The sequence below is a fragment of the Brevibacterium sp. ZH18 genome, from assembly GCF_022748595.1.
Taxonomy (GTDB): domain Bacteria; phylum Actinomycetota; class Actinomycetes; order Actinomycetales; family Brevibacteriaceae; genus Brevibacterium.
The window spans coordinates 1-2,719 of the sequence record NZ_JALDSX010000088.1 but is presented as its reverse complement, the minus strand read 5'-3'; the positions used below and the strand labels follow the sequence as shown (position 1 = coordinate 2,719).

Below are 2,719 nucleotides of genomic sequence, written 5' to 3'. Positions count from 1 at the left end.
TCACCGAAATTGTTTGACCACGTGCAGGTCGTTGCGAGATTACTGGAAGTCGCCGAACCCCAACCGACAACGTTTCTCGAGTCACGCTTTCCGCAACCGTTCTTCGCCGTCACCGCCGGCGCTTTCGACGTTCCGCCAACATATGACTGTTTCGCACCTGAGTTGATCGTCTTCCCGCAGCGCTTGATCGTCCCCGTCCACGCTTTCGCGCCGGCCTTAAACGCTGCAAGGCTCGATGCTTTGGCATTCTTTGAGTTGTAGTACCAGTTGAAGGTAGCTGGCTGCCTCCACCCGTTGAGCTTATATGCGCTACTCGAGCAGCCAGCTTGGATACTCACACCGTCTGGTGCGATGGTTTCGGCTTTTTCCGCTTCGATTTGCTTCTGCATGGTCACGGCCGCTCGATTACCGGACCATTCGCCGCCGATGTCGACAACGATTCCCTTGGTGTTGTTCGAGACTGAAGCATCAGGTGTCTTCGGTTCTCTTTCGACTGAAACCACGCTGGACTCGACAGTTTCTCCCAGCGCTGGAATTGTCATCTCTCGGCCATCGTCAAGGAGCAGGACGTCTCCTTCTTGCACGCAAGTTGAGTCAGCGAGTTCTGCTGCATCGATCGCGCCTGTGCAATCGTCGGCAGGATCCGCTTGTGCGGCTTGAGGGATCGCGGTTGCAAGTAGAAGCGTGGAGAGCATCAAGACGGATGTTGCTATTACACGACTAGTTGAGGGCAGGTGCATCTTCGTTGACCATGTCTGTGAGTGGACCATACGGATGTCAGTGCTGTACTACGGTCAGAGTACTGTAGTGGTAGGCGAGTTGGTAGACCTCAGATCGGCTGAGTGTGACATTGTGAAATAGCCACGGCATGACGAACAGTGGATTCTGCCCGGGTGGGTTCTAATAATCCCATCCGCGACTTATCGATGGTGTTGGGACAGCCATATCTGGTCCCACCTGGGCTAAACACGCTGCCGATAATCTCCCGGCGTCGGTGGTATCTCTGCTGTGTCTGGTGGTATTATTAACTATCGCGAGGCCCTATGTGGCCTGTTGGTCACCCACGGGGTCTCGCATCTCGCGAACCCCTGGCCTGTGGTCAGGGGTTCTTGCGTTCGTCGATCCACAACACACCGTTATCCGTGTCTGTCACCCACGCATTCTTGAGTCTGAGATACGCCTTGATCGAGTTCGGTTCGGCCTTCTTCGACCCCCACAGTTCCGGGTGGTTCTGCGCGTGAAGCTGATAGGCCCCGTATGCTACGAGATCTGCAGCCTGGATGAGCTGATTAAATTTGCTGTCCTGCATCACGACATCCTCAACGATACGACGCCGCGTGATATCGAGCGCCCGGTGAGCATCGCGATAAGGCGTTGCCGATCGCAGAGCTTCGTCCCATTCGGCCTGGGCTTCTTCAACGCTTCGAGTGCCGTCATCGTGGCCGTAGCCCTGTTGCCCGTCGTAGAAGATCATGACCGTGGTCTTCTCTCGTTCAGCCCAGGCATCCAACCATTCCACGAAGATGGCGTACGTGTTGGCTGTCGAGCGCTCAGGCGTGGCAATGGTGACGATCGAGAGATCTTCGGCTTTAGCCAGCCATGACAACATGATCCGTCCAGTTGCTGCTCGCTTAGACGTGGAGAACTCCTCGCTTTGTTCTGGCGTTTCACAGTACTTTCCGCGCCCCTTGTACAGTTCATTCGCGTGGAGCTCACGGGTCTTAGGAACTCCGAACTCGCGGTGGATCTCCCGGCGCCCCTGTAGCCACTGGGCGAGCACGGTGTTCCACGCGTGGTCGGGGATCAACAGTGCTGTGAGAGTGGTCCCGTACTTCGAGTCACCGGAGTCGTCTACATAGACCAGGTGCATCCGTTCTTCCTCCGGGGTGTCGTATGACTTTCCATGGGGCACAAAATTCGTGTGGTTGGGGTTAGTTTCTCACGGGTCATCTGGACTCATCGCCACCGTCGACGCCGAGGCCGGTTTCGTTCGCTGTGGGCGCGGAACTGCGCGAGGCAGGCTTGTTTGGCTGACTGTCCCTCAGGCGTGGCCATCTCGGCCAGGTTTCGCTGGCGTTCTTCGTCTCGTGCCAGCTGCTGAGCTTGGCGTTCGACCTCAGCTGCGGCTGCTCGGCGGATACGTGTCTGGGTGGGAGATTCGACGACAGTGCCGCTGTCTCGCCAGGCGTTGAGTCGCCAGTTCACCCAGTGTCCGAGGCGAGCTGCGGGTATGCCATCGGCTCCCGAGTACGGTACCCACTGGCCGTCGACGAGCTGTCCGTGTGCTCGACCGTCCGGGAGTGTATCGAGAGCTGTGATGAGATCGCGGACCGTCCAGCCGGCGGCGAAAAAGTCCTTGGCCAAGAACCTCAGGTGCTTGTCGGAGAGTTTACTGAGGGCTGGAATTCGACGTGCCCACTCACGACCGGCGAGGATCTTCTCGTCTTTGCTGCCTGGCGTTATGTGACCTGGCCACGCTGGCAATGTCCGATCTGCCGGAACGGTGTACTGGCGGCCGGTGGCCGCCTTGGTTGGTGAGGGCCGCGAAGCGGCTCCTTTAGGGGCTCATCGTAAATAAGAGTGTAGGACTGTCCTGAATCCGCCGGATTCGAGTAGGCATCTGACGATGTAATGGGTGAGGTTGCGGAATCCTAGTGCCGATCCTCGAAGGTGTTCGAGCCTGCCGTTGATGGCTTCGGTCGGACCATTCGATGTTCCG

At 57.7% G+C, this 2,719-nt stretch carries 4 protein-coding genes; all 4 read right to left on the bottom strand.

Annotated features, from left to right (window positions below):
- The coding region (locus MPN20_RS16985) for a hypothetical protein (RefSeq protein WP_242784035.1) at positions 1–698 on the bottom strand (698 nt) is incomplete at its 3' end.
- Positions 699–1,099: 401 nt separating this feature from the next.
- Positions 1,100–1,870, bottom strand: coding sequence for a DUF3800 domain-containing protein (locus MPN20_RS16980; RefSeq protein WP_242784034.1), 771 nt, complete (start codon positions 1,868–1,870; stop codon positions 1,100–1,102).
- A gap of 86 nt (positions 1,871–1,956) precedes the next feature.
- Complete coding sequence (locus MPN20_RS16975) at positions 1,957–2,364, bottom strand: hypothetical protein (RefSeq protein WP_242784033.1); 408 nt, start codon at positions 2,362–2,364, stop codon at positions 1,957–1,959.
- Between the two features lie 201 nt (positions 2,365–2,565).
- Positions 2,566–2,719: transposase (locus tag MPN20_RS16970; RefSeq protein ID WP_242784036.1), on the bottom strand; the 154-nt coding region annotated here is incomplete at its 5' end.

Bases quoted from the DNA above. Each gene is read 5' to 3' on its own strand.
- MPN20_RS16980 (WP_242784034.1), bottom strand. From the start codon at position 1,870: ATGCACCTGGTCTATGTAGACGACTCCGGTGACTCGAAGTACGGGACC.